The sequence below is a fragment of the Chromobacterium sp. Rain0013 genome (assembly GCF_015291765.1).
In the GTDB taxonomy this organism is placed as follows: domain Bacteria; phylum Pseudomonadota; class Gammaproteobacteria; order Burkholderiales; family Chromobacteriaceae; genus Chromobacterium; species Chromobacterium haemolyticum.
Window position 1 is genome coordinate 4,501,225 of record NZ_CP031514.1, and the last position, 23,578, is coordinate 4,524,802.

A 23,578-nucleotide genomic window follows, 5' to 3' on the forward strand; every position below is an offset into this window, starting at 1 on the left:
ACCGGCGCCGTCCGTATCCTCCTTGGCTCAGCTCTCACGCGGAGCAAGCTTGCCCTCCCCCCCCCTCGTGGCTGGCCTTCGCCGCCAATTCCGCGGCCAGATTGTCCTCCGCGCGCCGCCCTTCCCAGTAGGCGGCATTGACGATGCCCAGTTTCTCCGGATGGAACACCGGGTCCAAGCCCTGCGCCTTCTGCGCTTCGTAATCGCGCAGACAGGCCAGCGCTGGTTTTTGCATGAGGATGATGGCGATGATGTTGAGCCAGGCCATCAGACCCACGCCGATATCGCCCAACCCCCAGGCCAGATCCGCGGTTTTGACCGTGCCGTACACCGTGGCCGCCATCAGCGCGATCTTCAACACGAAGCTCAGCCAAGGCAGCTGTATCTTGCGGTTGATGTAGGCAATATTGGTTTCAGCGATGTAGTAGTAGGCGACGATGGTGGTAAAGGCGAAGAAGAACAGCGCCAGCGCGACGAAGATGGAGCCAAAGCCCGGCATGATGCTTTCCATTGCGATCTGCACATAGCCAGGCCCCGCCGCCACGCCGGCGATGCCGGTGAACATGGCCTGGCCCTCCGGGCCCTGCACATTGTATTGGCCGGTGATCAGCAGCATGAAAGCAGTGGCGGAACAGACGAACAGGGTGTCGATATAGACCGAGAAGGCCTGCACCAGGCCCTGTTTGGCAGGATGCGACACCGCAGCGGCGCTGGAGGCATGCGGGCCGGTGCCCTGACCGGCTTCGTTGGAATACACGCCGCGCTTCACCCCCCATTGGATGGCGAGGCCTAGAATGGCGCCGAAGCCAGCCTCAAAACCAAAGGCGCTTTTCAGCACCAACGCTATCACGCCGGGCAGTTGCTCTATGTTCAGCGCGATGATCACGCAGGCGACGATGATATAACCCAGGGCCATGAACGGCACCACCGCGCCGGCGAACAGCGCGATGCGCTTGACCCCGCCGAAGATAATGAAACCCAGGATGATGGCCAGGACCGCGGCGGTGACGGTGGGCGCGATGCCGAAGGCGGTATCCAGCGAGGCGGCGATGGAATTGGCCTGCACCCCCGGCAAAAGCACGCCGGTGGCGACAATGGTGGTGATGGCGAACAGCCAGGCATACCACTTCATGCCCAGACCCTTCTCGATGTAGAAAGCCGGCCCGCCTCGGTACTGGCCGTCTATTTTCTCCTTGTAGACTTGACCCAACGTCGACTCGACAAAGGCCGAGCTGGCGCCGAGAAAGGCCACCATCCACATCCAGAAGATGGCGCCCGGGCCCCCGAAAGTAATTGCGGTGGCCACGCCGGCGATATTGCCAGTACCCACGCGGCCGGCCAAGGTCATCGCCAGCGCCTGAAACGAGGACACGCCGCTGGAGGTGCTCTCCGTATTGAACATCAGCCGCAGCATTTCCTTGAAGTGGCGCAACTGCAGGAAGCGCGTACGCACAGACAGGTAAAGCCCCACGCCCAGGCACAGGTAAATCAGTGCCGGGCTCCAGATAACGCCGTTGGCGGCATTGACGAATGCATCCATGAAACTCTCCTTTGAGCGAAGCCGGGTGTGCTTCGCCTGACGGCGGACACCCGGATATTTTTATGTTCTCGCCCCGGAGCGGGGTTCCGGAGCCCCTCCAAGATAAGGCCGTAGACCGGAACCCTCCAGATAATTCATTTTAAAAAAACGCTCATTACAACAAGTTACCCAAAAACATTTGACCAATAGACAAAATGATGAAACAAAAAAACGGCAAGCTCTCTCGCTTGCCGTTTTGCGCCGACGCCCGCGGGGGCCGCTCGGAAATCCCTTTAGCCGAAGAAATCCTTCAGCTTGTCCATGAAAGACTTGGAACGCGGGTTATGAGTCGCCACGTCGCCCTGGCTGATGGCGTCGAATTCACGCAGCAGCTCTTTCTGGCGATCGGTCAGCTTGACCGGGGTTTCCACCACCACATGGCAGTGCAGGTCGCCGTAATCGGCGCCGCGTACCGCCTTCACGCCTTTGCCGCGCAAGCGGTAGACTCGGCCGCTCTGGGTTTCCGCCGCGATTTTGACCTTGGCCATGCCGTCGAGCGTGGGGATTTCCACTTCGCCGCCCAGCGCCGCGGTGGAGAAGGAGATCGGCATCTCGCAATGCAGATCCATGCCGTCACGCTGGAACACCGGGTGCGGCTTGATGTGGGTGACCACGTAGAGATCGCCGGACGGGCCGCCGTTCTGGCCCGGTTCCCCTTCGCCGGATAAGCGGATGCGATCGCCCTCGTCCACGCCGGGCGGAATCTTCACGTTCAGCGTCTTGTTGGTCTTTTTCTGGCCCGCGCCGTGGCAGCTGGTGCAGGGATCGGAAATCTGCTTGCCGGTGCCGTGGCAGGTTGGGCAGGTTTGCTGGATGGAGAAGAAGCCCTGGCTCATCCGCACCTGGCCGTGGCCGCCGCAAGTGGTGCAGGTCTTCGGCTGGGTGCCGGGCTTGGCGCCGCTGCCGTGGCAGACTTCGCACTCTTCATGCGAAGGGATGCGGATCTGCTTCTCGCAACCGCGCGCGGCTTCTTCCAGCGAGATTTCCATGTTGTATCGCAGGTCCGCGCCGCGATAGACGTTGGAGCGCCCGCCGCCGCCGCCGGAGCGTCCGCCGCCGAAGATGTCGCTGAAGATATCTGCGAAATCGCCGAAGCCTCCGAAGCCCGCGCCGCCGCCTGCGCCAGCCTGCGGGTCCACCCCGGCGTGGCCGAATTGGTCGTACGCGCCTCGCTTCTGGCTATCAGACAAAACCTCGTAAGCTTCCTTGACCTCTTTGAACTTCTCTTCCGCTTCCTTGCTGTCCGGATTGCGATCCGGGTGATACTTCATCGCCAGCTTGCGGTAAGCCTTTTTGATGTCGTCGTCGGAGGCGTCGCGATTGACGCCCAACACATCGTAGTAATCTTTCTTGGACATGTTCCTGTCTCTCTCAAAATTCAGCCTGCACGGGAAGCAAGCCCCCTGCGCGGCCGGCCACCATACGCCAATGACCGGTCCGAGCCGCGGAACACTCCGGCGGGCCCGGCCCGGTCATCAGGCGTCAAGACATCGGCTGGCGATTAAGCCTTGTCTTTCTTCACTTCTTCAAACTCGGCGTCGACGACGTTGCCGTCTTCCTGCTTGCCCGCCTGCGCGTCCGCGCCGCCCTGCTGGGCGCCGGCTTCAGCCTGCTGAGCCTGGGCATACATGATTTCGCCCAGCTTCTGGCTGGCCTTGGCCAGTTCTTCGGTCTTGGCTTCGATCGCGGCCTTGTCTTCGCTCTTGGCCACTTCCTCGGCCGCCTTCACCGCGTCTTCGATCTTGGCCTTCTCGGCAGCGTCGATCTTGTCGCCGTGCTCGGCTAGAGATTTCTTCACGCTGTGGATCAGGCCTTCCGCCTGATTGCGCGCGGTGACCAGCTCGTGCAGCTTCTTGTCTTCCTCGGCGTTGGCCTCGGCGTCCTTCACCATTTGCTGGATCTCGGCTTCGGACAAGCCGGAAGAAGCCTGGATGGTGATGTTGGCCTGCTTGCCGGAAGCCTTGTCCTTGGCCGACACATGCAGAATACCGTTGGCGTCGATATTGAACTCCACTTCGATCTGCGGAATGCCGCGCGGCGCCGGCGGAATATCGCCCAGGTTGAACTGGCCCAGGCTCTTGTTGGCGGAAGCCTTCTCGCGCTCGCCTTGCAGCACGTGGATGGTCACCGCGGTCTGGTTGTCGTCGGCGGTGGAGAACACCTGCGACGCCTTGGTCGGGATGGTGGTGTTCTTCTGGATCAGCTTGGTCATCACGCCGCCCAGGGTTTCAATGCCCAACGACAGCGGGGTCACGTCCAAGAGCAGCACGTCCTTGCGGTCGCCGGACAGTACCGAACCCTGGATCGCCGCGCCGACAGCCACAGCTTCGTCCGGGTTCACGTCCTTGCGCGGCTCCTTGCCGAAGAACTCTTTAACCTTTTCCTGCACCTTGGGCATGCGGGTCTGACCGCCGACCAGGATCACGTCGGAGATGTCGTTGACCGACAGGCCGGCATCCTTCAGCGCCACGCGGCACGGCTCGATGGAGCGCTCCACCAAGTCTTCAACCAGGCTTTCGAACTTGGCGCGGGTAATCTTCATCGCCAAGTGTTTCGGGCCGGTAGCGTCCATGGTGATGTAAGGCAGGTTCACCTCGGTCTGGGTCGCGCTGGACAGCTCGATCTTGGCTTTCTCCGCGGCTTCCTTCAAACGCTGCAGCGCCATCACGTCGTTCTTCAGGTCCACGCCCTGTTCGCGCTTGAACTCGGTCACGATGTAGTCGATCACGCGCTGGTCGAAGTCTTCGCCGCCCAGGAAGGTGTCGCCGTTGGTCGACAGCACTTCAAACTGGTGCTCGCCGTCCACATCGGCGATTTCAATGATGGACACGTCGAAAGTACCGCCGCCCAGGTCGTACACCGCGATCTTGCGGTCGCCTTCCTGCTTGGACAGGCCGAAAGCCAGTGCCGCGGCGGTCGGTTCGTTGATGATGCGCTTCACTTCCAGACCGGCGATGCGGCCGGCGTCCTTGGTGGCCTGGCGCTGGCTGTCGTTGAAGTAAGCCGGCACGGTGATCACCGCCTCGGTCACTTCCTCGCCCAGATAATCTTCAGCGGCCTTCTTCATCTTGCGCAGTACTTCGGCGGAGATTTGCGGCGGGGCCAGTTCTTGGTCGCGCACTTTCACCCAGGCGTCGCCGTTCTTGGCTTTCAGAATCTCAAAAGGCATCAGGTCGATGTCTTTCTGCACTTCCTTATCTTCGAAGCGGCGGCCAATCAGGCGCTTGGCGGCGTAGATGGTATTGCGCGGATTGGTCACGGCCTGGCGTTTGGCCGGCGCGCCGACCAGGATTTCGCCGTCGTCCATGTAAGCGATGATGGACGGAGTGGTGCGAGCGCCTTCGGCGTTCTCGATGACTTTCGGGTTGCCGCCTTCCACTACCGATACGCAGGAGTTGGTGGTGCCCAAGTCGATGCCAATGATTTTACCCATGTCGAAGTTCCTTTATCTTAATTCGTTTCAGCGGCCATTTGTTCGATAGCGACCGCCTGTTGTCTCAATAGGTATTGGCTATGCCCATTATTTCAAGAGGAGCACGCCGCCCTTTTTTATGCTTTCGCCTTAGCCACCACCACCATCGCCGGACGCAGCACGCGGTCCGAGATCTGGTAGCCTTTTTGCATCACTCGCACGATGGTGTTGGGCTCGGCGTCGGCCTCTTCCGCGCTCATCGCCTGATGCTGATGCGGGTCCAGCTTGTCGCCCGCCTGAGGGGCGATGTCCTTGATCTGCGCCTTGTCGAAAGCGGAGACCAACTGCTTCAGCGTCATGTCCACGCCCATCTTCAGGGTGTCGATCTGGCCGCTCTGATCCAGCAAGGCCATTTCCAGGTAGTCCTTCACCGACACCAACTCGCCGGCAAACTTGGTGATCGCGTACTTGTGCGCGGCGGCGACGTCTTCCTGCGCGCGGCGGCGCTGATTTTCCAGATCGGCGCGGGCGCGCAGCAATGCGTCCTTCAGTTCGGCCACTTCCGCATCCAGAGCGGCGATCCGCTGCTCTGCGCTCAGTTCTTGCTCTACGGCCTGCTCCGCCACCGTTGCGTCGATATTGTCATTGTCCACGGCGTCTGCCGCGATGTTTTGCTTGTCCTGCATGGCAATTCCTCGGATTTGGATTCAGCGGTACGAATAGTCCCGACTCAAGGTAGGGGCTTCATCGCGGAATTCAAGTCCTGAAAACGACTGAACCGCTTCAGACCGCCGCGCCCAGGCTGCCAAACGCGGATGTGCGTTTGCGGACTTTTATTTTCTAAAAGCAAACGCTTGAGCGAGCCGCAATATTCGTTTTAGGAAAGTTACTGTTAGCTTTTGAAAATCAACAATTTTCTTTGTGCTGCACTGCACACAAGCGTTTTTTTTTGTGCTAATAATTGAGCCACACCCGCAAGTGCACTGCCGGGCGGCCCTCTATCCGCAGGGTCTGAGCGGCGGGCATGCCGAGCCGGCGCCATGAGGGCCGGCCGCAAGAAAATCCGGAAAAACCGGATGAAACAGATCGCTTAATGAGGACGCCGGCGACTGCCGGCGCGCACAGAAACGTATCGAGAAGGGCTTTAGCATGACGACTCGCGAACAACGCATTGCAGCCATCCAGAAAGACTGGAACGAAAATCCCCGCTGGAAAGGCATCAAGCGCGGCTACAGCGCCGCTGATGTGGAACGACTGCGCGGCTCGCTGCAGATTGAGTACTCGTTGGCGCGCAACGGCGCGGACAAACTGTGGGGCCTGCTCCACAGCGAGCCTTACATCAACTGTCTGGGCGCGCTGACCGGCGGTCAGGCCATGCAGCAGGTCAAGGCCGGCGTCAAAGCCATTTATCTGTCCGGCTGGCAAGTGGCCGCCGATAACAATGAATACTCGGCGATGTACCCGGACCAGTCGCTGTATCCGGTGGACTCGGTGCCCAAGGTGGTGGAGCGCATCAACAACGCCTTCACCCGCGCTGACGAAATCCAGCATTCCAAGGGCGTGGCGCAAGGCGACGCCGGCTTCATCGACTACTTCGCCCCTATCGTGGCGGATGCCGAAGCCGGTTTCGGCGGCGTGCTGAACGCCTATGAATTGATGAAGGCGATGATACGCGCCGGCGCCGGCGGCGTGCACTTCGAAGACCAATTGGCCTCGGTGAAGAAATGCGGCCACATGGGCGGCAAGGTGTTGGTCCCGACCCAGGAAGCCGTGCAGAAACTGATCGCCGCGCGCTTGGCCGCCGATGTTTACGGCGTGCCCACTCTGGTGATCGCCCGCACAGACGCCGAAGCCGCCGATCTGTTGACCAGCGACTGCGACGAGCGCGACCGTCCCTTCCTGACCGGCGAGCGCACCGCCGAAGGCTTCTACAAGACCAAGAAAGGCTTGGAGCAGGCGATCAGCCGCGCCATCGCCTATGCCGACTACGCCGATCTGGTCTGGTGCGAAACCGGTACACCGGATCTGGAATTCGCACGCAAGTTCGCCGAAGCGGTTCACGCCAAGCATCCGGGCAAACTGCTGGCCTACAACTGCTCGCCGTCCTTCAACTGGAAGAAGAACCTGGACGACGCCACCATCGCTAAATTCCAACGCGAACTGGGTGCGATGGGCTATAAGTACCAGTTCATTACCTTGGCCGGCATTCACAACATGTGGTACAACATGTACGACTTGGCGCAAGATTATGTTGCCCGCGGCATGTCCGCCTATGTTGAAAAAGTGCAGGAGCCGGAGTTTGCCGCCCGCGAACGCGGCTACACCTTCGTATCCCACCAACAGGAAGTGGGCACCGGCTACTTCGACGACGTCACCACCGTGATCCAGGGCGGCCAATCCAGTGTCACCGCGCTGACCGGCTCCACCGAGGAAGAACAGTTCCATTAAACCGCGGTTCCCGATGAGAAAACGCCCACCTTGCCGTGGGCGTTTTTATTGACCTGCCGCTGCGCCGAAAAGCTACTATTCAAGCCCACGGCTCGCGATACCGAAAACGCGTCAAGGCGTCTAGATTGTTTAATGCGACTAAATAATTAATTTATCCGACGACGCTTTTTCAATTCACCATCATCGCCAATACTTGCACAAGGCCCACCTCGCTGCGGGCCTTTGTTAATTCACGGCAATATGAAAGGCTCGCCATGGCGAAAGTCGTCGTTGTATATCACTCCGGTTACGGTCACACCCAGCAAGTGGCCCAGCATGTCGCCGAAGGCGCAGGTGCGCAATTGCTGGCCATTGACGCCGAGGGTAATCTGCCCGCCGGCGCCTGGGATCTGCTAAATAGCGCCGACGCCATCATTTTCGGCTCCCCCACATATATGGGAAGCCCAAGCTGGCAGTTCAAGAAATTCGCCGACGCCAGTTCCAAAGTCTGGTTCACACGAGGCTGGCAGGACAAGGTGTTCGGCGGCTTCACCAACAGCGCCAGCCTGAACGGCGACAAGCAGGTTTCGCTGATTTATCTGCAAACCCTGGCCTCTCAGCACGGCGGTCTGTGGGTCAGCCTGGGCTTGCTGCCCAGCAACGCCAAGAACGCCAGCCGCGAGGACATCAACAATCTGGGCGGCTCGGTAGGTCTGCTGGTGCAATCGCCGTCCGACGCCAGCGTCGACGAAATCCCGCAGGGCGATCTGGACACCGCCAAGGCCTACGGCCAGCGCGTGGCCGGCATTGCCGCCAAACTGCGCGGCTAAGAACCTGTTTACGATAAACTCCGCGTCGTAAAAGACAAAGGGGGCCAACGGCCCCCTTTCTTGCGTCGACGCTTGTCGCTCAGCCGCGCATGGCCAGTTGGTCCAGCAGCTTCTGATGAATGCCGCCGAAGCCCCCGTTACTCATCACCAGCACATGGTCGCCCGGGCGCGCCGCGGCCACCACCGCTTGCAGCAGCGCGTCGAAATTGTCGAAGGTTTGCGCGCGGTCGCCCAGCTCTGCCAAGGCCTCGCCGGGGTTCCACCCCAGATTGGCGGCGGAACAGAACACCAGGTCGGCATCTGCCAGAGAGGCCGGCAGCGCAGCCTTCATCGTGCCCAGCTTCATGGTGTTGGAGCGCGGCTCCAGCACCGCCAGGATGCGCGCCCCGCCTGCCTTGTGGCGCAGGCCGGCCAGGGTGGTGGCGATGGCGGTGGGATGATGGGCGAAATCGTCGTACACCGTGACTCCGGCCGCCACGCCGCGCACCTCCATCCGCCGCTTTACGTTTTGAAAGCGCGACAATGCATCAATGGCCTGGCTCACTGCCACGCCGACATGGCGAGCGGCGGCGATTGCCGCCAAGGCGTTGAGACGGTTGTGTTCGCCCATCAAATCCCAACGCACCCGGCCCTGAATCTGGCCGTTGAGCAGCACATCGAAATGGCCATTGTCCTCCAGCGCGCCCAGCTGCCAGCCGGCGTCCGCGCCAAAGCGTTCCACCGGCGTCCAGCAGCCGCGCTCCAGCACCCGATCCAAGCTCGCCTCCCGGCCATTGCTGACGATCAGGCCCTGGCCCGGCACGGTGCGCACAAGGTGGTGGAACTGAGTTTCTATCGCCGCCAGGTCGGCGAAGATGTCGGCGTGGTCAAACTCCAGGTTGTTCAGCACCGCGGTGCGCGGCCGGTAATGGACGAATTTGGAGCGCTTGTCGAAGAAGGCGGTATCGTATTCGTCAGCCTCAATCACAAAGAAGGGGCTGACGCTCGCCGCGTCCTGACGCGGCGCGCCAGGCAGGCGCGCCGACACGCCAAAGTTCTGCGGAATGCCGCCGATCAGGAAGCCCGGCGCCAAGCCGGCATCTTCCAAGATCCAAGCCAGCATTGAACTGGTGGTGGTTTTGCCGTGAGTGCCAGCCACCGCCAGCACCCATAAATCCTTGAGCACGTTTTCCGCCAGCCACTGTGGGCCGGAGATATAAGGCAGCCCGCGATTGAGGATTTCCTCCATCAGCGGCTTGCCGCGCGTCACCACATTGCCCACCACGAAGATGTCCGCGCCGATGTCGGCCTGCTCCGCGCCGAAGCCCTGGATCAGCTCGATGCCCATGGCTTCCAGCTGGGTGCTCATCGGCGGGTATACATTGGCGTCGCAGCCGGTGACCTTGTGGCCGGCCTGTTTGGCGATAGCGGCGATGCCCCCCATGAAGGTGCCGCAAATGCCCAGGATATGGATGTGCATAGTTTGGTTCAGCGTATTGAAAACGGCAAAACGGCAAGCATACCGGAAAGCGGCGGGGCCGACATCCATGCCCTCCGGCTCGAACAAGACAAAGCCCGCGACAGCGGGCTTTGTCTGCAACAGGACGGCGGGTTCAGAAGAAAATCAGCGTCATCAGCACAAACAAGGGCAACAGAATGGCGCAGGACCAGCCCAGATAGCCGAAGAAGCTCGGCATCTTCACATGACGATGCTCGGCGATGGCCTTGACCATGAAGTTGGGCGCGTTGCCGATATACGTATTGGCGCCCATGAACACAGCGCCCATGGAGATCGCCAGCAGGGTGTCCGCCATCGGGCCCATCAGCACCTGAGCGTCGCCATGCGCCAGGTTGAAGAACACCAGATAGGTGGGCGCATTGTCCAGGAAGCTGGACAGAATGCCGGTCATCCAGAAATACATCATGTTCACCGGCTGGCCATTGGCATCGGACACCATGCGCACCAGGCCGGCCAAGTGGCCGTCGGCGCCGGCGCGCAGAATGGCGATCACCGGGCCGATGGTGACGAAGATGCCGGCAAACAACTTGCCCACTTCTAGAATGGGATCCCAGTTGAACTCGTTGCCGGCGCGCACTTGCTTGGGAGTGATCCACAGCGAGGCGAAGGCCAGGCCGATCAGCGCCAGATCGCGAATGATGTTCTGCAGCTCGACATGCGTGCCCATGATGTCGAACTCCACGCCCGGCTTCCAAACGCCGGACATCAACACCGCGCCGACAATGCCGGCCAGCAGGAACAGATTACGCTTGCCATGCAGCTTGATCGGCTTGTCCTTGGAGCGATCCACCTCCGGCAGCGTGCCCGCCTGGGCTTCTTTCTTGAAGAGATAGCTGTCCAACACGTAGAAAATGGCAAGCAGCGCCAGCGACAACACCAATACCGGCAGCGCCATGTGCTGCACCGTCCAGCCGAAACTCACGCCCTTGAGGAAGCCGAGAAACAGCGGTGGGTCGCCCAGCGGAGTCAGGCCGCCGCCGATATTCGCCACCAGGAAAATGAAGAACACCACCACGTGCACATTGTGCTTGCGCTTTTCATTGGCGCGCAGCAAGGGGCGGATCAACAGCATCGCCGCGCCGGTGGTGCCCATGATGGAGGCCAGCGCGGTGCCGATCGCCAAGATGGCGGTATTGAGCTTGGGCGAGCCGTGCAGCGAGCCCCACACCAGAATGCCGCCGGACACTGTGTACAGCGAAAACAGCAGCACGATGAAGGGAATATATTCGGCGAACAGGGCGTGAACGATCAGCGCCATAGAAGTGCCCAGGCCATATGCCACCGCGAAGGGCGCCAGGAATAGCACGGTCCAGACCGCGGTGATCTTGCCGAAGTGGTGGTGCCAGATACCCGGCGCGAATATGGGGAACAGCGCGATGGACAGCAAAATGCCGGCAAACGGCAGTCCCCAGGCCAGGCTCAAGGTGGCGCCGTCCAGTTCAGCGGCTTGCGCCAGCGTCGGCAGCAGGGCCAGCGCGGCGGCGCTAAAGAGTTTTTTGGTCATCTATCTTCCCGAGGGCATGACGCCCATTGATAAAAGCGCCATCGCCTGCGCCGCGTAAGGGCAGGCTATGCAAAGAGTGGATTCCGGCAGTGTTATCGACGCGAAACGGCAGCCGGATGCCGTTGCGCTGACGCTTAGCCGTCAGGCCGGCGCGGATCTCGTCTCCGGGGGAGCGGCGCCTCCGTTTCGGCCAGAACGGTTACAAAGCGTTACATCGTCCCATAACTCGGGCAGTCCGGACAAGGAAAACCGGAATCGGAACCAAGAGTTTTTGCGCAATTGCCACGCTAATTAAGCATTTGATGAAACAAGGCCGGCGGCTCATTGCCGCCGGCCTTGTCTTGAAAGCTGTTCAAGGGCCCTCGAACAAGAATGCTTAGAGCCTATTCACGATCTCGCGAGCTAAGGCGAGGCAAGGCGAAAACGGCTGAGAAAGCGGAGTGTACACACGGTACATGAGCATTTCGAATGCCGTTTTCAACGCCGTATCACCGACGCGCAGCAGATCGTGAACAGGTTCTCAGCGCTGAATGAACTCGATCTTGTAGCCGTCCGGATCCTCGACGAAGGCGATCACCGTAGTGCCGTGCTTCATCGGGCCGGCTTCGCGGGTGACCTTGCCGCCCTTGGCGCGCACCATGTCACAGGCGGCGTAGGCGTCCGGCACTTCCACGGCGATATGGCCGTAACCGGTGCCCAGTTCGTAGGACTCGGTGTCCCAGTTGTGGGTCAGTTCCAGCACCGTCTGTTCCTCTTCCGCGCCGTAACCCACAAAGGCCAGGGTGAAGCGGCCTTCCGGATAATCCTGGCGGCGCAACAGTTTCATATCGAGCACTTCCTGGTAAAACGCCAGCGAGCGCTCCAAGTTGCCCACTCGCAGCATGGTATGTAGTAAACGCATCATTCTTCTCCTTAGAACCTGTTCACGATCTGCTGCGCGTCGGCGATACGGCGTTGAAAACGTCTTCAAAATGCGCATGTACCGTATGTACACTCCGCTTTTTCAGCCATTTTCACCTTGTCTCGCCTTAGCTAGCAAGATCATGAACCGGTTCTTTATTCATTAATCAAAATGGAACAGCTCGGCGCCGCGCAGCTTCAGCCAACGCCGTGCCGCCTGCCAGTCCGGGTATAGACGCGCAGTCTCCGCCCAGAAGGCGGGCGAATGGTTCATGTGTTCCAGATGGGCCAGTTCATGGGCGATCACATAGTCCAGCACCATCGGCGGGGCTTGCAGCAAGCGCCAGTTCAGCCGGATGATCCCGGCCGCGGTGCAACTGCCCCAACGCGTGCGCGCCGACGACAGCTGCAGGCCGCAGGGCTGGCGACGACAGCCGCGCGCCAGTTCCGCCATCCGAGCCGGAAACCGCAAAGCAGCCTCTCGCTTGAAGAAACGGCGGACCGCCTGCTTCAAGGCCGCCGCGTCACCGTGCGCGATACCGGTAACAATCAACCCTTCCGCCGTCAGTCTGGCCGTGCGCCTCACGCCGGGCGTCAACACGATGGGCAGCGCCTCCCCCCGCCAGCGCAGCTGGCTGAGATCTTCGGCTTGCCGCCGCTCTAGCCTCTGCCGCGTCACATGGCCGGCGATCCAGTCTCGACGCTCCAACAACACTTCGCGCAGACGGGCGGCGCTAACCGCCGGATGAGCCACCAGCTCCACCCTGCCCGCGCTCACCCGAATGCCCACGCTCTTGCGCGGACGACGGGTCAGCACCACATCCACCTCGCCGTCAGGCAGCGGCAGACGCAGCCAGACGCTTGCGCTTTTCATCCTCGTCCGCAAACGGGCCGACGCCGCCGATCTCGCGCTGGCGCGCCTCGATCCACTGCTCGGCCTCCTTCATCATCGCCTCCGGCCCCAGCTCTTCGCTAGGCACAATGGGCTGGCCCACCACCACGGTGATTTCACCGGGGTACTTCAGGAAGGCGTTGCGCGGCCAGAACTCCCCGGCGTTGTGCGCCACCGGCACCAGCGGCATGTCGAACTGCTTGGCCATGCGCGCGGCGCCCAGCTTGTATTTGCCCGCCACGCCCGGCTTGGTGCGAGTGCCTTCCGGAAATACCGTGATCCAGAAACGGTGGCGTTTGCGCTCCAAGCCCTGCTCCAGCAAACGCTGGTTGGCGTTGGCGCGGTCGGAGCGGTTGATGATGATGGGGTTCATCAGCACCAGGCCCCAGCCGAATACCGGAATCCAGGTCAGCTCTCGCTTGGCCACGTACACTTGCCACGGGAAAATCTTCTGCAAGGCCAAGGTTTCCCAACCGGACTGGTGCTTGGAACAGATCACCGACGGCTGCTCAGGCAGATTTTCCGCGCCCAGCACCTTGTATTTCAAGCCGATCACATGCTCCAGCATCCACAACAGGCTCAAGGCCCAGCTGACGCCGAACACATGGCGCGCGCGGCGCGGCAGCGGCGCGGACAGCAGCAGCAGAAAGAAGAAGAGCGGCGTGATGATGATCAGCACCAGCCAATACAGCAGGTTACGAAGCCATAAACTCAGCATGCTTGGAACACTATCCTTTTCTGAAGTCAACGTTCGCGGGAATCGATCAGATATTCCGCGGCGTCGTACAAATCGTCGAACACCAGGGTGCCGGCCGGCAGCTCGCCGTCAGCCAGCGTCTTGGCCCCCTTGCCGGTCTTGACCAAGATGGGCAGGCCGCCCACCGCCGCCACCGACTCAAGATCGCGGCGGCTGTCGCCGATCAGCGGCAAGCCGTCCAGTTTCACATTGAAGCGCTCCGCAATCTCCAGCACCATGCCCGGCAACGGTTTGCGGCAGTCGCAGCCGGCGCTGGGGCCGTGTGGACAGAACAGCACCGCATCGATGCGGCCGCCGGCCTGGCCCACCAGCCTGTGCATCTTCTCATGCATGGCGTTAAGCGCTTGCATGTCGAACAGCCCGCGGCCGATGCCGGATTGATTGGTGGCCACCACCACCCGCCAGCCGGACTGAGTCAGGTTGGCGATCGCCTCCAAACTGTGTTCGATCGGCACCCACTCCGCCGGCGATTTGACGAAATCGTCGCGGTCCTCGTTGATCACGCCGTCGCGGTCGAGTATCACTAGTTTCACGGTTGTCCCCGTCTAGAGCGCCGGGGCGGCCGCCGGCCGCCCCATCGAATCACTCCGCCAGCAGCGAGATGTCCGCCACGCGGTTGAACAAGCCGGCCAGACGCGCCAGCAAGGCGATGCGGTTGTTGCGCACCGCGGCGTCGTCCGCCATCACCATCACGCCGTCAAAGAAAGCGTCCACCGGCGCGCGCAGCGAAGCCAACTGGGTCAGCGCGGCGGCGAAATCGCGGGCGGCGAATTGGCCGTCCACCTGCGGCGCCAGCTGCTCGACGGCGGCGAACAGCGCCTGCTCGGCCGCTTCGCTCAGCAGCGCGGGATTCACCGCGCCCACTTCGCCTTCGGCCTTCTTCAGGATGTTCTTTACCCGCTTGTTGGCGGCGGCCAGCGCGGACGCTTCCGGCAAGGCCTTGAAGGCGGCCACCGCGGACAACACCGCGCGCACTTCCGCCAGCCGGCTAGGCGCCTGCGCCAGCACCGCGTCGATCTCGTCGCCCTTGTAATCGGCTGCGAGGAAGTTCTTCAGACGGTCCATCATGAAGCCGAACACCTCGTCGGCCACATTGGCGGACAGCTTGCCTGCCGGGAAGGCGGCGGCGACGATGTTCAGCAGCGCCTTCACATCCAGGTCCGCTTCCAGCGCCATGCGCACCACGCCCAGAGCGGCGCGGCGCAATGCGAACGGGTCCTTGTCGCCGGTGGGGATCAGGCCGATGCCCCAGATGCCGACAATGGTTTCCAGTTTGTCCGCCAGCGCCACCGCGGTGGCGATCTTGCCTTCCGGCAGCGTGTCCCCCGCAAAGCGCGGGTGGTAATGGCCTTCGATGGCGGCGGCCACTTCGGCGTGCTCACCGTCGTGCTGGGCGTAGTACATGCCCATCACGCCTTGCAGTTCGGGGAATTCACCCACCATGTCGGACACCAGATCGGCCTTGGCCAGATAGGCTGCGCGGGCGGCCAGCGCGGCGTCGGCTCCCAATTCATGGGCGATGGCGCCGGCAATGCTCTGCAGACGCTCCACGCGCTCCAGTTGCGAACCGATCTTATTGTGGTAGACCACATTGGCCAACCGCGGCAGCCGGCTGTCCAAGCGCGCCTTCTGATCCTGCTCGAAGAAGAACTTGGCGTCGGACAGACGCGCGCGCAATACGCGCTCGTTGCCGCCGACGATAAAGGACGGATCGGCGGTTTCCAGATTGGACACCAGCAGGAAACGGTTCATCAGCTTGCCGGAAGCGTCCAGCAGCGGGAAATACTTCTGGTTCTGCTGCATGGTCAGGATCAGGCACTCCTGCGGCACGCGCAGGAATTCGGCTTCGAAGCCGGCCTCCAGCACCACCGGCCACTCCACCAGGCCGGTCACCTCGTCGAACAAGGCCTCCGGCGCGGCGATGGTGGCATTCAGGCGGGCGGCGGCCTCGGTCAGTTTGTGGCGGATCAGTTCGCGGCGCGCGTCGAAGCTGGCCACCACCTTGCCGGATTCATGCAAGGTGCGCGCGTAGGCGTCGGCGTTGGCCACCGTCACCTCGCCTTCGGACAAGAAACGATGGCCGCGGGTGCTCTGCCCGCTTTGCAGGCCCAGCACCTCGCCCGGCACCACCGCGTCGCCGTGCAACATGATCAGGCCGTGCACCGGGCGCACGAACTGCACGTCCAGGCTGCCCCAACGCATCAGTTTGGGCACCGGCAGCTTTTTCAGCGCCAGCGCCACCACGTCGGCCAGCACCGCGGCCAGCGGCTGGCCCTGCTTGACGCTTTCATAGGCGTACACATCCTGCTTGCCGTCGCTCATCGTGGACAGCGCGGACACCTCCACGCCGCAGGAACGGGCGAAACCGGCCAGCGCCGGCGTGGGTTGACCGTCCTTGAATCCAGCGGTGACGGCCGGGCCTTTGCGGGTGATCTTCTGGTCCGGCTGCAAGGCGGCCACATTGGCCAGTTGCACCGCCAGGCGGCGCGGGGAGGCGTAAACCGTCGTCTCGGCGTCGGCCGGCGCGAACTGCATTTTCTTCAATTCGTCGCCAATGGTCTGGGCAAAGCTGGCGGCCAGCTTTTCCAGCGCTTTGGGCGGCAGCTCCTCGGTGAGCAGCTCAATCAGCAATGTCTGGTTCATATTCACTCGAAAACTTAACGCTTGGCGGCCCCGGCGGCTTCGCAGATCACCTTCATCATGGCGTCGGCGACCGATCCCCCATACACGGGCTGCCATTTCCAGGCGTGACGCGGCACTGGAAACAGGGTTGAGAACAGGTGCTTGTTGTTGCGATCGAAATAATCGGAACTAACAAACACGTACTGGTACTTGCCGCAGTCGGCGTAGCCTACGCTGCGGCGGATATTGAATTTCAGCTTGTAGTTTTTCTCGTCCTGGACCTTGTCGAACCGTTCCTGGTTGACGAAGTGCACCAGTCCGTCCTGCCCCAGCCATAGCGAATTGCCGTCTATCGCCAACTGCAGCGCCTTGCCGTCCTGATACGCCACCCAGTCGGCGGCGGGTTCGGCCAGCGCCGGCAAGGCCAACGCGGCGCACATGCATGCGAAAATAGCTTTCATGCGCATTCCCTCTTTCGAGAAGCGGCCGGGGCGGCAAGCCAAGCTCAGGCCTGCCGGCACATTGGGAAGCCCAGCGCTTCGCGGGCGTCGTAATAGGCCTGCGCCACGCCGCGAGACAGAGTGCGGATGCGGCCGATGTAGGTGGCGCGCTCGGTCACGGAAATTGCGCCGCGCGCGTCCAGCAGGTTGAACGTGTGGCCGGCCTTGAGGATCATTTCGTAGGCCGGCAACGGCAGGCTGGCCTCCAGCAGCGATTTGGCCTCGGCCTCGTAATCGTTGAACTGGCGGAACAACAGCTCCACATTGCTGTGTTCGAACGCGTACTTGGATTGCTCCACTTCGTTCTGGAAGAACACATTGCCGTAAGTCACCGGCTGGCCGTCCGGCAAATGGGTCCAGATCAGATCGTAGACGTTCTCCACGCCCTGCAAATACATGGCCAGGCGTTCCAGGCCGTAGGTGATCTCGCCCAACACCGGCTTGCAGTCGAGGCCGCCCACTTGCTGGAAGTAGGTGAATTGGGTCACTTCCATGCCATTCAGCCATACTTCCCAGCCCAGCCCCCAGGCGCCCAGGGTCGGGTTTTCCCAGTCGTCCTCAACAAAGCGGATATCTTGCATCGTCGGGTCCAGGCCCAGCTCCTTCAAGGAGCCCAGATACAGTTCCTGAATATTGGACGGAGACGGCTTCAGCACCACCTGGAATTGATGATGCTGGAACAAGCGGTTGGGGTTTTCGCCGTAGCGGCCGTCCTTGGGACGACGGGACGGCTGCACATAGGCCGCGTTCCACGGCTCCGGCCCCAGCGCCCTCAGAAAGGTGGCGGTGTGGGAAGTCCCCGCGCCCACCTCGGTGTCGTAAGGCTGCAGCAAGGCGCAGCCCTGGCGGTTCCAATAGTGCTGGAGCGTAAGGATGATTTCCTGGAAGGTAAGCATAGACGTGGCAAGCAAAGTGAAAAGTCAAAGGCCGATTCTACCGCCTAGCGCCCCCCGCGCAAAGCCAAGCCGTTGGCGGCAAATCAAAAAGGCCGGCGAAATCTCCTCCCGCCGGCCCTCCTCGCGTCGCGTCGCCGTCATTTGCCCGTCGCCGGCACCATGTCCCGAAACTTGCGCTTGGTGTATTTGGCGTAGATACGTTCCACGCTGCCGTCGCGGATCAAATCGCCTATCGTCGCGTCCAGCCGGGCGGCCAACGCTGTCTGTCGAGCGCTGAAATTGGGCGATAAATCCGTGCGGTCTATCACCGGCTGCAGGATATCCACATTCGGCCGCAGGGACGCGCCCCAGACATCGCACAATACAAACTGGCGGTGGCCGCCAATCAGCATCGCGTAAAGCTGATCCTCGTCGTTGCTCGGCTCCAGCTTCCAGTTGGGATAGTTCAGGATCTTCGGTGTATAAGTGTAGCCGCGCACCATGCCCACGGCCTGGCCCTGCACCAGCTTCCAGTCGAAGGACTTGACCGGCGAGCCTCGTTTGACGCACAAGGCCACCGGATAGCTGGAGTAAACGTTTTTGAAACGCGGCGTCTGCGCCGCGACTTCATTGTCGATCACCGCGTCGTAATCGCCGGTTTTGATACCTCGCAGGCAACGCTCCCACGGCGCGGCCTCCATCGTGACCGGCACATTCATCCGGCGGAAGGCCTCCTGCAATACGTCGTGGCTGATGCCGGAGTCCACCTTGCCGTTTTTCACATAGGTGAACGGCTGCCACTCCACCCCGCATAGTTTGATCGGGGCCTGCGCCGCCGCGCCCGCCGCCAGCAAACCGGCTCCGGCAGCCGCCATCCATAGACTCGCCCGCATCGCCCGCTCCTTTCGCCCGGCTGTCCGCGACGATTTGTTATATGCCGTATCCGCGACAATGCAAAGCCCGCTCCGCCAGCCGGTCGGCCAGCGCCCGGCCCTTGGCCAGGCAATCCGGCAGCGACACCCCATCCAGCCAGTTGGCGCATACATGCAGACCGCGCTCGCTCGCGGCCGCCGCCAGCGGCCGCAAGGCCGCCATCGCCGAGGTACCCTGCGGCAGCGCCTGCGGCCAACGCACGATGCGCTGGCTCAAGGGCTCGCCCTCCAGGCCGAACAGGCGCGCCAGTTCCAGGTTCAAACGCCGCAACAAGGTCTGATCCGGCAATCCGGCCAACTCCGCCTGGCGACGGCCGCCGATAAAACTGGTCACCAGTTTCAAACCGGGCGCCGCCGTGTGCGGAAAAATCCGGCTGGACATCAAATGTCCCAAGGCCAAAGCCTGCTCGCTGGCGGGGTGCAAACCGCCAAACCCATTCAGCGGCCGGCGCAGCGCTTGCTCCTCCGTTACCGTGGCGACTACGGTCAGCGGCGCATAGGGCAGCGCCGCGCAGGCGCCCGCCCAATCCGGCTCGCAATCCCTCAACAGCAAGGCCGTCTGCGGCGCAGGCAAGGCCAGCACCACGGCACTGGCCAGTTGCGGCCCCCTCGGCGTCAACACCCGCCAGCCCTCGTCTGCGCGCTCCAGCCCCAGCGCCGGACAGTCCAGCCTCACGTCCAGATCGCGCGCCAGCCGCTCGGCCAGGCTGGACAGCCCGCCCGCCAGCGTGAACATCCGTTTGCGTCTCACCTCCCCGCGCCGCCAGCGCCGCCACATGCCCAAGGCCAGCGAACCGGCCTCCCGCTCCGCAGCCGCCAATGCGGGCAAGCATTCCGCCATCAGCAACTCTTCCGGATCGCCGGCGAATACACCGCCGATGAACGGGTCCACCAGAGTGGATAGCGCTTCCTCTCCCAGCCGGCGCCGGAAAAAGGCCGCCACCGTTTCCGCCTGCGCCGGCGCGGAACAACGCCAGGGCTCGCTCAATAAACGCCATTTGGCGCCCCAACTGAAATAGGAGCCGGTCAGCAAAGCGGCCAGGCCGTCGGGCAAGGCGCGGTAGTGACCATGCCGCAACACGAAACGCCGCTGCGGCCCCGGCGCCGGCGACAAGGGCGTCAGCCCAAGCTCCAGCAGCCATTGCCACAAGGCTTCGTCCGCCAACACGGTGTTGGGCCCCGCCTCCATCAGACCCGGTGCCAAGTCCAGGCTCAGCACCTTGCCGCCCACCCTGCCGGACGCTTCGAACACCACCGCATCCACGCCGTGTCGGCGCAACTGCCAGGCGCAGGCCAGGCCGGACATTCCCGCTCCTATCACTGCAATCATTTCCCGTCCTCTCTAAATATGAGCCTGCTCAAAGTCTCGCGAGAGCAAGGGAGACAAGGCGAAAACGGCCGGGAAAGCGGAATATACATAGGGTACATGGGCATTTCGAAGGGGCTACTCGCCGTGCAACGCTCCACGAAGCGCAGCAGACTTTGAACAGGTTCTTAGCCCCAGTATGCCTGGAGCGGTCCACACGCCAGTTGATCCGCGGCAAGCCGGCTCGCGCCCAAGTTAAACATCGGCAGGGAGCCCCCCCCTTAACCCCAAACGGATTTACATCACGGCCACCGTGCACGGACGGCTCTGCAGGCTAAAGCGATTCAAGCTTGCAATGCGCATTGGCACTTCCGCCACCGGACCATCGAAACGACAGGCCGCCCGACCCTCTTTCACCCCAACGTGAGAACCTGTTCAAAGTCTCGCAATCAAGAAAGACACAAGGGCGAAAACGACGGCATGAAGCCGAGTGTGCTCGTGGCATATGCGCATTTTGAAAGAGCCCTCGCTGTGTCACGTTCCGCAAAACCCGGCAGGTCGTGAACAGGTTCTAACAGCCAGGCTCCAAGCAGGAGCCGAAATGGCACAATCGGAGTCTTGATCCTTCCCCGCCCTACACGGAGAACCGCCCCATGTTACGCACCCTATCCGCCATACTGTACTGTCTACCCGTTCTGGCCCTGGCCCAAAGCGTGGAACTGTCCTTCGTCGATGCCAAGGGCAATGCCGGCCCCGCCGGCAACATCGTCATAGAGGACACGCCCTACGGCGCGCTGCTGACGCCCAACCTGGAAAAACTGCCTCCAGGCCTGCACGGTTTCCATGTGCATGAGAAACCTTCCTGCGCGCCGTCCATCGGTGCCAACGGCGCGGCCACCCCGGCCGGCGCGGCCGGCGGCCATTGGGATCCGGACAAAACCGGCTCTCACGCAGGCCCATACGGGCAAGGTCATAAGGGCGATCTGCCCGCGCTATACGTGGGTGCCGACGGCAAGGCGAACTATCCCGTGCTGGCGCCGCGCTTGAAAGCGGCGGACTTCTCCGGACATGCGCTGATGGTGCATGCCGGCGGCGACAATCACAGCGATCATCCGCAGCCGCTGGGCGGCGGCGGCGCGCGTATGGCCTGCGGCGTGGTCAAATAAACCCATCCTCGACAAAGAAAAACCGGCGCGATTGACAAGGCCGGTTTTTTTATTGACGATGGCAGAATTCAAACAAGTGTTTTAATACAATGCGCCCACCCGCCTGGCTGTTCAGACTGTTGCTCAATTTGTGGCCGCCCTTCTTGGGCGCCGGCATCCGCGTCAAGCGGCTCGCCGTCGACTTCAGCGATATCGAAGTGCGGTTGAAGCTGGGATTCAGCAACCGCAACTACGTCGGCACCCATTTCGGCGGCAGCCTGTACGCGATGACCGACCCCTTCTTCATGCTGATGCTGATGCGCCAGTTGGGACGGGACTACTATGTGTGGGACAAAAGCGGCAGCATAGACTATGTCAAACCAGGCCGAGGCACGGTATGCGCGCATTTCCGGCTGGAGCCCGCCATGCTGGAGGAGATCAGACTGCACACCGCCGCCGGAGACAAATACCTGCCGAAATTACAAGTAGATATTCTGGATCAGCAGGGCGAGCTGGTGGCGAGGGTATTCAAGACCTTGTACATCAAACGCAAGAAGAAATGAGGCGGCGCGCCGCCCCTCTGTTCAATGCGTGGAAAACGGCAGCAGATAGCGCTTGCCGTTCAGGCTAAAGACAGCGAACCAGTCGCGGCTGCCGCTGACGCACAGCGGCAGAGTGACCACCGCCTTCCAAGCGGCGCCGTCGCGCACAAAGGTATAGCGATTGAAGCCCATGTCCATATCGGCCATATTGAATTCCACCTGTGGCGCTTCCCGCGCCGCGACGCCTTCCAAACGAATCTCGAACGGCTTGCCATTTTGCGGCGGCGACGCGAAACGCCATACGCCGCCGCCGGGCAGATCACAGGATGGCCGGCCGGCAACGCAGGCCAACGGCGTCGGCTTGGCCGGCTGCCGCTCGCCGTACCAGCGGTAGATCAAGCTGAACTTGAGGCTGGCCAACAGCAGCAAGGCGCCGCCCAGAGCCAGCCATTTACGCTGCTTGACATTCATCGCCAAGCGCCCCGCATCAAGGCGACGCCGTGCGCGCCATGACGACGGGCGGCATCCAGATCGTCCAGGCTCATGCCGCCCAGCGCGTAGACCGGCACGGGCGCGCCGGCGGCCAGGCACTGCCGGAAACCGTCCCAGCCCAACGGCGCCGCGCCGGGATGACTGGGGGTAGCCGCCACATGGCCGAGCAAGGCGTAGTCCAGGCCCAGCTCTCCGATCCGCGCCGCTTGCGCCGCATCATGCGCCGACGCCCCCACCCAGGCGAACGCCGGGCGCTCCGTCAGCGAAGCCAGCCGCGCCGCGTTAAGATGCACGCCGTCCACCGGCCATTCCATCGCCCAGGCCGGATCGGCATTGACCAGCAGCTTGCCGCCGCGGCCATGAACGATAGCCGCCGCTTTGGCGACAAAATCGGCCAGCTCCTCGCGCGGCATCCCCGGCTCGCGGATCTGCACCACGCTCCAGGCAGGCCCCTGCTCCAGCCGCCGCAATTGGGTATCGACGCCGATCTCGTGCGCGCAGCTGATCGCATAAACCGCCGGCAATTCAAGCGATTTGAGAATCGGCCCGTTGGCCGGCAGCATGGGCTGCACCGTGCACGCCCCCGGCGTCTGCCAGGCGAAGCGCTGGCCTTCCCGCGACTGCGGCTCGCCGCGCCAGGCCCAGACCCGGAAGAAACTCAACCGCACCGAAGCGTGTTCGTAATGGTGGACCTTGGTCAGCCACGGCGTCGCGGCTTCCATCTCAATGCCCATTTCCTCGTACAGCTCTCGGGCCAGCGCCTGTTCGCCGCTCTCACCCGGCTCCACCTTGCCGCCGGGAAACTCCCAATAACCGGCGTAGGGTTTGCCCTCCGGCCGGCTGCCCAGCATGAAACTGCCGTCCGGCCGCATCAGCGCGCCGGCCACTACCTCTATGATCTTGCTGTCGCTCATTGCTTGGTCTTGCCCGGTGAAAATCGTCCCGGCTCTCAGCGGCCGGCAGCGCATTTTACCCCAAGCGCCGCCCAGCATTAAGGGCGCCTCGGCGCCCTTATTGTCACAAACCCTAAAGTTACGCACTTAGAAGGTGTTTACGATCTCGCGAGCAAGGGCGAGACAAAGCGAAAACAGCTGAAAAAGCGGAGTGTACACGCGGTACATGAGCATTTTGAAGGTGCACTCAGCGTGTAACGCTCCACGACGCGCAGCAGATCGTAAACAGGTTCTTAGAGCCTGTTCACGATCTCGCGAGCAAGAGCGAGACAAGGCGAAAACGAGCGAAAAAGCGGAATGTACACGTGGTACATGAGCATTTTGAGCTTGTACTCACCGTGCAACGCTTCACGACGCGCAGCAGATCGTGAACAGGTTCTTAGCCCTGGGTTGAAATCGTCGGTCTCAACAC

Annotated in this window: 21 protein-coding genes and 1 pseudogene; 4 read left to right on the forward strand and 18 right to left on the reverse strand. The window is 62.1% G+C overall.

Annotated elements, in window-relative coordinates:
* Positions 1 to 34: 34 nt before the first annotated feature.
* The 4 genes from DXT74_RS20550 to grpE all read right to left on the reverse strand — a co-directional run bounded on the left by DXT74_RS20550 (position 35) and on the right by grpE (position 5,677).
* Positions 35 to 1,540: a sodium:alanine symporter family protein gene (locus DXT74_RS20550; protein ID WP_194426904.1), complete on the reverse strand. Its 1,506-nt coding sequence runs from the start codon at positions 1,538 to 1,540 to the stop codon at positions 35 to 37.
* A gap of 272 nt (positions 1,541 to 1,812) precedes the next feature.
* Positions 1,813 to 2,937, reverse strand: coding sequence for a molecular chaperone DnaJ (dnaJ, locus tag DXT74_RS20555; protein WP_081554279.1), 1,125 nt, complete (start codon positions 2,935 to 2,937; stop codon positions 1,813 to 1,815).
* A 143-nt stretch (positions 2,938 to 3,080) separates the two neighbouring features.
* Complete coding sequence (dnaK, locus tag DXT74_RS20560) at positions 3,081 to 5,012, reverse strand: molecular chaperone DnaK (protein WP_019101051.1); 1,932 nt, start codon at positions 5,010 to 5,012, stop codon at positions 3,081 to 3,083.
* Positions 5,013 to 5,128: 116 nt separating this feature from the next.
* A complete protein-coding gene (grpE, locus tag DXT74_RS20565) occupies positions 5,129 to 5,677 on the reverse strand; it encodes a nucleotide exchange factor GrpE (RefSeq protein ID WP_043632594.1) in 549 nt (182 codons plus the stop codon).
* Between the two features lie 463 nt (positions 5,678 to 6,140).
* Between grpE and aceA the strand changes: the two genes are divergently transcribed.
* Positions 6,141 to 7,439 (forward strand): isocitrate lyase, encoded by a 1,299-nt coding sequence (gene aceA, locus DXT74_RS20570; RefSeq protein WP_019101049.1) that lies wholly within the window; start codon positions 6,141 to 6,143, stop codon positions 7,437 to 7,439.
* Positions 7,440 to 7,693: 254 nt separating this feature from the next.
* The gene (locus tag DXT74_RS20575; protein WP_019101048.1) at positions 7,694 to 8,248 is read left to right on the forward strand and encodes a flavodoxin family protein; all 555 of its coding nucleotides are present in this window, start codon (positions 7,694 to 7,696) and stop codon (positions 8,246 to 8,248) included.
* A 79-nt stretch (positions 8,249 to 8,327) separates the two neighbouring features.
* Here DXT74_RS20575 and mpl read toward each other — a convergent pair whose 3' ends face one another.
* From mpl to DXT74_RS22975, 12 genes and pseudogenes are all read right to left on the reverse strand, one after another.
* The gene (gene mpl / locus DXT74_RS20580; RefSeq protein ID WP_039754468.1) at positions 8,328 to 9,707 is read right to left on the reverse strand and encodes a UDP-N-acetylmuramate:L-alanyl-gamma-D-glutamyl-meso-diaminopimelate ligase; all 1,380 of its coding nucleotides are present in this window, start codon (positions 9,705 to 9,707) and stop codon (positions 8,328 to 8,330) included.
* Positions 9,708 to 9,840: 133 nt separating this feature from the next.
* Positions 9,841 to 11,250, reverse strand: a complete 1,410-nt coding sequence (locus tag DXT74_RS20585; protein WP_043632591.1) for a sodium:proton antiporter — start codon at positions 11,248 to 11,250, stop codon at positions 9,841 to 9,843.
* 520 nt (positions 11,251 to 11,770) lie between these two features.
* Positions 11,771 to 12,151, reverse strand: a complete 381-nt coding sequence (gene gloA, locus DXT74_RS20590) for a lactoylglutathione lyase (RefSeq protein ID WP_043591907.1) — start codon at positions 12,149 to 12,151, stop codon at positions 11,771 to 11,773.
* 162 nt (positions 12,152 to 12,313) lie between these two features.
* Positions 12,314 to 13,024 (reverse strand): M48 family metallopeptidase, encoded by a 711-nt coding sequence (locus DXT74_RS20595; protein ID WP_231138235.1) that lies wholly within the window; start codon positions 13,022 to 13,024, stop codon positions 12,314 to 12,316.
* Positions 12,984 to 13,760: a 1-acyl-sn-glycerol-3-phosphate acyltransferase gene (locus DXT74_RS20600; RefSeq protein WP_019103521.1), complete on the reverse strand. Its 777-nt coding sequence runs from the start codon at positions 13,758 to 13,760 to the stop codon at positions 12,984 to 12,986. The genes DXT74_RS20595 and DXT74_RS20600 overlap by 41 nt, the downstream gene beginning before the upstream one ends.
* A 26-nt stretch (positions 13,761 to 13,786) precedes the next feature.
* The gene (gene gmhB / locus DXT74_RS20605) at positions 13,787 to 14,332 is read right to left on the reverse strand and encodes a D-glycero-beta-D-manno-heptose 1,7-bisphosphate 7-phosphatase (RefSeq protein WP_019103520.1); all 546 of its coding nucleotides are present in this window, start codon (positions 14,330 to 14,332) and stop codon (positions 13,787 to 13,789) included.
* A 49-nt stretch (positions 14,333 to 14,381) separates the two neighbouring features.
* Complete coding sequence (gene glyS, locus DXT74_RS20610) at positions 14,382 to 16,442, reverse strand: glycine--tRNA ligase subunit beta (RefSeq protein WP_194426905.1); 2,061 nt, start codon at positions 16,440 to 16,442, stop codon at positions 14,382 to 14,384.
* Between the two features lie 14 nt (positions 16,443 to 16,456).
* Positions 16,457 to 16,882: a surface-adhesin E family protein gene (locus DXT74_RS20615; RefSeq protein WP_081554283.1), complete on the reverse strand. Its 426-nt coding sequence runs from the start codon at positions 16,880 to 16,882 to the stop codon at positions 16,457 to 16,459.
* Positions 16,883 to 16,926: 44 nt separating this feature from the next.
* Positions 16,927 to 17,817 carry a glycine--tRNA ligase subunit alpha gene (gene glyQ, locus DXT74_RS20620; protein WP_043632582.1) on the reverse strand — a complete coding sequence of 297 codons (891 nt, stop codon included), beginning with the start codon at positions 17,815 to 17,817 and terminating at the stop codon, positions 16,927 to 16,929.
* 137 nt (positions 17,818 to 17,954) lie between these two features.
* The gene (locus tag DXT74_RS20625) at positions 17,955 to 18,689 is read right to left on the reverse strand and encodes an ABC transporter substrate-binding protein (protein WP_162788047.1); all 735 of its coding nucleotides are present in this window, start codon (positions 18,687 to 18,689) and stop codon (positions 17,955 to 17,957) included.
* Between the two features lie 37 nt (positions 18,690 to 18,726).
* A complete protein-coding gene (gene hemG / locus DXT74_RS20630) occupies positions 18,727 to 20,058 on the reverse strand; it encodes a protoporphyrinogen oxidase (RefSeq protein WP_194426906.1) in 1,332 nt (443 codons plus the stop codon).
* A 273-nt stretch (positions 20,059 to 20,331) separates the two neighbouring features.
* A pseudogene (locus DXT74_RS22975) lies at positions 20,332 to 20,433 on the reverse strand (IS5/IS1182 family transposase); the annotation flags it as partial.
* Between the two features lie 254 nt (positions 20,434 to 20,687).
* Between DXT74_RS22975 and sodC the strand changes: the two are divergent.
* Both sodC and DXT74_RS20640 read left to right on the forward strand, forming a co-directional pair.
* A complete protein-coding gene (sodC, locus tag DXT74_RS20635; RefSeq protein ID WP_194426907.1) occupies positions 20,688 to 21,200 on the forward strand; it encodes a superoxide dismutase family protein in 513 nt (170 codons plus the stop codon).
* An 89-nt stretch (positions 21,201 to 21,289) separates the two neighbouring features.
* On the forward strand, positions 21,290 to 21,742 hold the full coding sequence (locus DXT74_RS20640; protein ID WP_043632569.1) for a DUF4442 domain-containing protein: 453 nt from the start codon (positions 21,290 to 21,292) through the stop codon (positions 21,740 to 21,742).
* A gap of 21 nt (positions 21,743 to 21,763) precedes the next feature.
* Here the strand turns inward: DXT74_RS20640 and DXT74_RS20645 are convergent, their stop codons facing one another.
* Positions 21,764 to 22,192 (reverse strand): hypothetical protein, encoded by a 429-nt coding sequence (locus tag DXT74_RS20645; protein WP_194426908.1) that lies wholly within the window; start codon positions 22,190 to 22,192, stop codon positions 21,764 to 21,766.
* The gene (locus DXT74_RS20650) at positions 22,189 to 23,127 is read right to left on the reverse strand and encodes a Nudix family hydrolase (RefSeq protein WP_194426909.1); all 939 of its coding nucleotides are present in this window, start codon (positions 23,125 to 23,127) and stop codon (positions 22,189 to 22,191) included. Before DXT74_RS20650 ends, DXT74_RS20645 begins: the two co-directional genes overlap by 4 nt.
* Positions 23,128 to 23,578: the final 451 nt, after the last annotated feature.

Bases quoted from the DNA above. Each gene is read 5' to 3' on its own strand.
- DXT74_RS20600 (WP_019103521.1), bottom strand. From the start codon at position 13,760: ATGCTGAGTTTATGGCTTCGTAACCTGCTGTATTGGCTGGTGCTGATC.
- DXT74_RS20650 (WP_194426909.1), bottom strand. From the start codon at position 23,127: ATGAGCGACAGCAAGATCATAGAGGTAGTGGCCGGCGCGCTGATGCGG.
- glyS (WP_194426905.1), bottom strand. From the start codon at position 16,442: ATGAACCAGACATTGCTGATTGAGCTGCTCACCGAGGAGCTGCCGCCC.
- gloA (WP_043591907.1), bottom strand. From the start codon at position 12,151: ATGCGTTTACTACATACCATGCTGCGAGTGGGCAACTTGGAGCGCTCG.
- glyQ (WP_043632582.1), bottom strand. From the start codon at position 17,817: ATGCTTACCTTCCAGGAAATCATCCTTACGCTCCAGCACTATTGGAAC.
- mpl (WP_039754468.1), bottom strand. From the start codon at position 9,707: ATGCACATCCATATCCTGGGCATTTGCGGCACCTTCATGGGGGGCATC.
- hemG (WP_194426906.1), bottom strand. From the start codon at position 20,058: ATGATTGCAGTGATAGGAGCGGGAATGTCCGGCCTGGCCTGCGCCTGG.
- DXT74_RS20615 (WP_081554283.1), bottom strand. From the start codon at position 16,882: ATGAAAGCTATTTTCGCATGCATGTGCGCCGCGTTGGCCTTGCCGGCG.
- grpE (WP_043632594.1), bottom strand. From the start codon at position 5,677: ATGCAGGACAAGCAAAACATCGCGGCAGACGCCGTGGACAATGACAAT.
- sodC (WP_194426907.1), top strand. From the start codon at position 20,688: ATGTTACGCACCCTATCCGCCATACTGTACTGTCTACCCGTTCTGGCC.
- DXT74_RS20595 (WP_231138235.1), bottom strand. From the start codon at position 13,024: ATGAAAAGCGCAAGCGTCTGGCTGCGTCTGCCGCTGCCTGACGGCGAG.
- DXT74_RS20575 (WP_019101048.1), top strand. From the start codon at position 7,694: ATGGCGAAAGTCGTCGTTGTATATCACTCCGGTTACGGTCACACCCAG.
- aceA (WP_019101049.1), top strand. From the start codon at position 6,141: ATGACGACTCGCGAACAACGCATTGCAGCCATCCAGAAAGACTGGAAC.
- dnaJ (WP_081554279.1), bottom strand. From the start codon at position 2,937: ATGTCCAAGAAAGATTACTACGATGTGTTGGGCGTCAATCGCGACGCC.
- dnaK (WP_019101051.1), bottom strand. From the start codon at position 5,012: ATGGGTAAAATCATTGGCATCGACTTGGGCACCACCAACTCCTGCGTA.
- DXT74_RS20550 (WP_194426904.1), bottom strand. From the start codon at position 1,540: ATGGATGCATTCGTCAATGCCGCCAACGGCGTTATCTGGAGCCCGGCA.
- DXT74_RS20585 (WP_043632591.1), bottom strand. From the start codon at position 11,250: ATGACCAAAAAACTCTTTAGCGCCGCCGCGCTGGCCCTGCTGCCGACG.
- DXT74_RS20625 (WP_162788047.1), bottom strand. From the start codon at position 18,689: ATGCGGGCGAGTCTATGGATGGCGGCTGCCGGAGCCGGTTTGCTGGCG.
- DXT74_RS20645 (WP_194426908.1), bottom strand. From the start codon at position 22,192: ATGAATGTCAAGCAGCGTAAATGGCTGGCTCTGGGCGGCGCCTTGCTG.
- DXT74_RS20640 (WP_043632569.1), top strand. From the start codon at position 21,290: ATGCGCCCACCCGCCTGGCTGTTCAGACTGTTGCTCAATTTGTGGCCG.